Annotated in this window: 4 protein-coding genes and 1 pseudogene; 4 read left to right on the top strand and 1 reads right to left on the bottom strand. The window is 76.1% G+C overall.

Annotation, left to right across the window (positions count from 1 at the left end; translation table 11 throughout):
- Positions 1–1,522, top strand: a 1,522-nt coding sequence (locus tag ACFV61_RS34315) for a primosome assembly protein PriA (RefSeq protein WP_380496004.1), incomplete at its 5' end; no start/stop codon positions are given.
- Positions 1,523–1,805: 283 nt separating this feature from the next.
- Here ACFV61_RS34315 and ACFV61_RS34320 read toward each other — a convergent pair.
- Positions 1,806–2,270: pseudogene (locus ACFV61_RS34320) on the bottom strand (hypothetical protein); the annotation flags it as partial.
- 313 nt (positions 2,271–2,583) lie between these two features.
- Between ACFV61_RS34320 and def the strand changes: the two are divergent.
- The 3 genes from def to ACFV61_RS34335 form a co-directional block, all read left to right on the top strand.
- Positions 2,584–3,129 (top strand): peptide deformylase, encoded by a 546-nt coding sequence (gene def / locus ACFV61_RS34325; protein ID WP_063346750.1) that lies wholly within the window; start codon positions 2,584–2,586, stop codon positions 3,127–3,129.
- 70 nt (positions 3,130–3,199) lie between these two features.
- The gene (fmt, locus tag ACFV61_RS34330; RefSeq protein WP_380370767.1) at positions 3,200–4,144 is read left to right on the top strand and encodes a methionyl-tRNA formyltransferase; all 945 of its coding nucleotides are present in this window, start codon (positions 3,200–3,202) and stop codon (positions 4,142–4,144) included.
- Positions 4,145–4,233: 89 nt separating this feature from the next.
- The coding region (locus ACFV61_RS34335; protein WP_380496006.1) for a transcription antitermination factor NusB at positions 4,234–5,008 on the top strand (775 nt) is incomplete at its 3' end.

Here is a 5,008-nt window from a genome sequence, read left to right on the forward strand (position 1 = left end):
CCCCGGCGGGCCGGGGCGGCCCCCCGCGCGCCCGCGGGGGCGCCGCCCCCCCCCCCCCGGCGGGCCGCCCCCCCCCCCCCCCCCGCCCCCCCCCCGCGGGGGGGGGGGGCGCGGCGCGCTCGTCGTGCTGCCCGAGGGGCGGTCGGTGGCCCGGGTCGACCAGGCGCTCACCGAACTGCTCGGCGCGGGCCGGCACGTGGCCCTGGAGGCCGACCTCGGCCCGCGCGAGCGCTACCGGCGCTGGCTGGCGGTGAGCCGCGGCTCGGTGCACGCCGTGATCGGCACCCGCGCCACCATGTTCGCGCCGGTGCGCGACCTCGGGCTGGTCGTCGTCTGGTCCGACGGCGACAACAGCCACAGCGACCCGCGCGCCCCGCACCCGCACGTGCGCGAGGTCGCGCTGCTGCGCGCCGCCGAAGAGGGCGCGGCCGTGCTGCTCGGCGGCCACGCCGTCACGGTGGAGGGCGCGCAGCTGGTCAGCACCGGGTGGGCCCGCCCGCTGACCGCCGACCGGGAGACCGTGCGCCGGATCGCGCCGCGGGTGCGGACCGTCACCGACCAGGACCAGCACCGCGACAGCGCCGCCCAGTCCGCCCGGCTGCCCTCGGTGGCCTGGGAGGCCGCCCGGGAGTCACTGGCCGCCGGACACCCGGTGCTCATCCAGGTGCCCCGGCGCGGCTACGTGCCCCGGCTGTCCTGCGCGCGCTGCCGCACCCCCGCCCGGTGCCGGCGGTGCGAGGGCCCGCTGGAGGCGCCCGCGGCCGACGCCGCGCTGAACTGCGGCTGGTGCGGGGAGGCGGAGACGGACTGGCACTGCCCCGAGTGCGGCTCGTTCCGGCTGCGCGCCCAGGTGGTCGGCGCCCGGCGCACGGCGGAGGAACTGGGCAAGGCGTTCCCGCGGATCCCGGTGCGCACCTCCGGACGGGACGCGGTGCTGGCCACCGTCCCGGACGAGCCGTCGCTGGTGATCTCCACGCCCGGTGCGGAGCCGGTGGTGGACGGTGGCACCGGGTACGGGGCCGCGCTGCTGCTGGACGGCTGGGCGCTGCTCGGCCGGCCCGACCTGCGGGCCGGGGAGGAGACGCTGCGGCTCTGGCTGGCGGCCGCCGCGCTGGTCCGGTCCGCCGAGGAGGGCGGCTCGGTGGTCGTGGTCGCCGAGCCGTCGGCGCGGCCGGTGCAGGCCCTGGTCCGCTGGGACCCGCTGGGCCACGCCGGGCTGGAACGCGACGAGCGGGCGCAGCTGCACTTCCCGCCGGTGTCGCGGATGGCGTCGGTCAGCGGCAGCCCGGCGGCCGTGGCCGACCTGCTGGGGCTGATCCGGCTGCCCTCGGAGGCGGACGTGCTCGGGCCGGTACCGGCCCCGGCCCTGCGCGGGGAGGAACAGGAGCGCGCGCTGCTGCGGGTGCCGCCCGGGCAGGGGGCGGCGCTGGCGGCGGCCCTCAAGGCGGCGCAGATCGCGCGGATCGCGCTGCGGACGCCGGAGGCGGTCCGGGTGCGGGTGGATCCGACCGACATCGGGTGAGGCCGGCGGGGGCGGGGTGAGTGGCCACCCCGCCCCGGATGGCGCTGGTCGGACGGCGGCGTCAGCCGCGCAGCGGGATGCCGGTGCGGTCGATCGGGGTGCGGTCGATCGGGGTGCGCTCGGGGGTGGTGCGGTCGACCGGGGGGCGGTCGAGGTTGCCGCGCTCCGGGGCGGTGCGGTCGAGGTTGCCGCGGTCCAGGGTGTTGCGGTCGAGGGCGTTGCGTTCGAGGTTGCCGCGCTCCAGGGCGTTGCGGTCGAGGCTGCTGCGGTCCAGGCCACCCTGGCGGGCCGCCGGGACGGTCGCCGCCAGGCCGCCGGACGGCACGGCGGGCAGCTCCTCCGAGCGGTCCGGGCGGCCCTGGCCCGGGACGGCACCGCTGGCGGCGAGGAGTTCGCTGGTCGGGCGGCGCATCCCGTACCGGCGGTGCACGGCCTGCTTGGTGACCCCGAGGGCCGAGCCCACCGAGTCCCAGGAGAAGCCCAGCGCCCGGTCGAACTCGACCGCCGCCGCGACCAGGGTCTCCACGCTCTCCCTCAGCTCCTGCGCCAGGCGCACGGTCGGCGCGGGCGCCCGTCCGTACACCACGAAGCCGGCCGACGTGCTGGGCCGGCGCGGACGGTAGACGTTGCCCAACTGGGCGGTGAGCGTCCGCAGCGCGTCGACCTGCCGCCTCACCCGCTCGATGTCCCGCACCAGCAGGTGCAGGCTTGCCCGCGCCCGGGCGTCGTGGTTGATCTGCTCGGCCATGGCCTACGTGCCACCTTCCGTACGGTTCAGCTCGGCCGGGGCGCGGTGTCCCGTGCGCCCGGCCCCGGTCAATCTCACTTGACCAACGCCGAAGCGGGGGCCGGGGTAACGCCGCCGGGCAGACTCGGGATATGCCAGAAGCCGGTGCCGGGGTGGGGGAGGGGCGTTCGGGGCCGCGCGAAGGGTGGTGCGAGGGGCGGTGTGAGGGGCGGTGTGAGGGCATGGGCGGCGGGCCGGGTGCGTTGCATAGACTTGCCGGGAACCCGTAGTTGCCCGCAGCCCAGCACCCTCGACGGACAGGAGCCCGTACCCCATGGCGATCCAGCCGATCCGGCTCTTCGGAGACCCCGTCCTGCGGGCCACCGCCCAGCCGGTGACCACGTTCGACAAGGAACTGCGCACCCTGGTCGGCGACCTCACCGAAACCATGCTCAACGCCCCTGGTGCAGGCCTCGCCGCGCCCCAACTCGGCGTCTCCCTGCGGGTGTTCACCTACCACGTGGACGGTGTCACCGGGCACCTGATCAACCCGGACCTGTCGCTGACCGAGGAGGAGCAGGACGGCCCCGAGGGCTGCCTCTCGCTGCCCGGCCTGCGCTACGACACCAAGCGCGCCTACGGCGTGGTCGCCAAGGGCTTCACCATGTACGGCGATCCGGTCACCCTGGAGGGCACCCAGCTGCTCGCCCGTTGCATCCAGCACGAGACCGACCACCTCGACGGCATCATCTTCATCGACCGGCTCGACCGCGAGCAGCGCAAGGCCGCGCTGAAGGCGATCCGCGACACCGACTGGGGCGGCGCGCCCGCGCCGGTCGTCAAGGTCTCCCCGCACAGCACGTTCGGCGCCGCGCGCTGAACCCTCTGGCGCCGAACCCTCTGGCGCTGAACCCTCTGATCTCCAACGTCTTCTTGCAGAAAGGCACTTGATGCGTCTCGTCTTCGCCGGCACCCCCGAGGTCGCCGTTCCCGCCCTGGACGCCCTGCTCGCCTCCGACCGGCACGAGGTCGTCGCGGTGGTCACCCGCCCCGACGCCCCCGCCGGGCGAGGGCGCAAGCTGGTCGCCAGCCCCGTCGCCCAGCGCGCCGAGGAGGCCGGGATCGAGGTCCTCAAGCCGGCGAAGCCCAGCGACCCGGAGTTCGTCGCCCGGCTCACCGAACTCGCCCCCGACTGCTGCCCGGTGGTCGCCTACGGCGCGCTGCTGCGCCCCGGCACGCTGGAGATCCCCAAGCGCGGCTGGGTCAACCTGCACTTCTCGCTGCTGCCCGCCTGGCGCGGCGCGGCCCCCGTCCAGCACGCGGTGCTGGCCGGCGACGAGGTCACCGGCGCGGCCACCTTCCTGATCGAGCAGGGCCTGGACTCCGGTCCGGTCTACGGCGTGATCACCGAGGAGATCCGCCCGACCGACACCAGCGGCGAACTGCTCACCCGCCTCTCGGTGTCCGGCGCGCGACTGCTCACCGCCACCATGGACGGCATCGAGGACGGCTCCCTGCACGCCCTCCCGCAGCCGGCCGAGGGCGTCACGCTCGCCCCGAAGATCACCGTCGAGGACGCGCGCATCGAGTGGAGCCACCCCGCCCTGCGGATCGACCGCGTGGTGCGCGGCTGCGCCCCGGCGCCCGGCGCCTGGACGGAGTTCCGCGGCGAGCGGCTGAAGATCACCGGGCCGGTGAAGCTGCTGACCGACTCGTCCGCCCTGGCGCCCGGGGAGCTGGCCGTGGTCGGCAAGAACAGCGTGCGGGTCGGGACGGGCAGCCACGAGGTCGAACTCGGGGAGGTCCGCCCGCAGGGGAAGAAGGAGATGCGGGCGGCGGACTGGGCGCGCGGGGCGCGGCTGGAGTCCGGGGAGCGCTTCGGCTCCGAGGGCTGAGGCTCAGGTTTAGCGTTACTGTTCGTCTGATAACCACTGATAATCGTCTGATAGCCACCGATAACCACCGCAGCACCTTGAGGCACCCTGTGACCACCCCCAGCGCCCAGCGCGCCCCCCGCCCGCACCGCCGCCCGAAGAAGGACCCGGCCCGGATCGTCGCGTTCCGCGCGCTGCGCGCCGTCGACGAGCGCGACGCGTACGCCAACCTGATCCTGCCGTCGCTGCTCCGCGAAGCCGAGCAGAAGGGCATGGACCGGCGCGACGCCGCCCTCGCCACCGAACTCGTCTACGGCACCCTGCGCTTGCAGGGCACCTACGACGCGATCATCGCCGCCTGCATCGACCGGCCGCTCAGCAAGGTCGACCCGCCGGTCCTGGACGTGCTCTCGCTCGGCGCCCACCAGCTGCTCACCACCCGCATCCCCAGCCACGCGGCGGTCTCGGCCACCGTCGAGCTGGCCCGGGTGGTGCTCGGCGACGGCAAGGCCAAGTTCGTCAACGCCGTCCTGCGCCGGATCAGCGCCCACGACCTGGACGCCTGGATCGAGAAGGTCGCCCCGCCGTACGAGAAGGACGCCGAGGACCACCTCGCCGTCGTCCACTCGCACCCGCGCTGGGTCGTCTCCGCGCTCTGGGACTCGCTCGGCCGCTGGCAGCCCGACGCCTCCGGGCGCAGCGCCCTGGAGGACCTGCTGCGCGCCGACAACGCCCGGCCCGAGGTGACCCTCGTCGCCCGCCCCGGCCGGGTCGACGTCGGGGAACAGGCCGCGGCGCCGCCCGCGCGGGGGCGCGGGCGGGGGGGCCCGGGGGCGGGGGGGCGGGCGCGAGGGGGGGGGCCCGGCGCGGGGGGGGGCGGGCGGG

Origin of the sequence: Kitasatospora sp. NPDC059817, from assembly GCF_042731835.1 — a bacterium.
Lineage (GTDB): Bacteria > Actinomycetota > Actinomycetes > Streptomycetales > Streptomycetaceae > Kitasatospora.

Bases quoted from the DNA above. Each gene is read 5' to 3' on its own strand.
- def (WP_063346750.1), top strand. From the start codon at position 2,584: ATGGCGATCCAGCCGATCCGGCTCTTCGGAGACCCCGTCCTGCGGGCC.
- fmt (WP_380370767.1), top strand. From the start codon at position 3,200: ATGCGTCTCGTCTTCGCCGGCACCCCCGAGGTCGCCGTTCCCGCCCTG.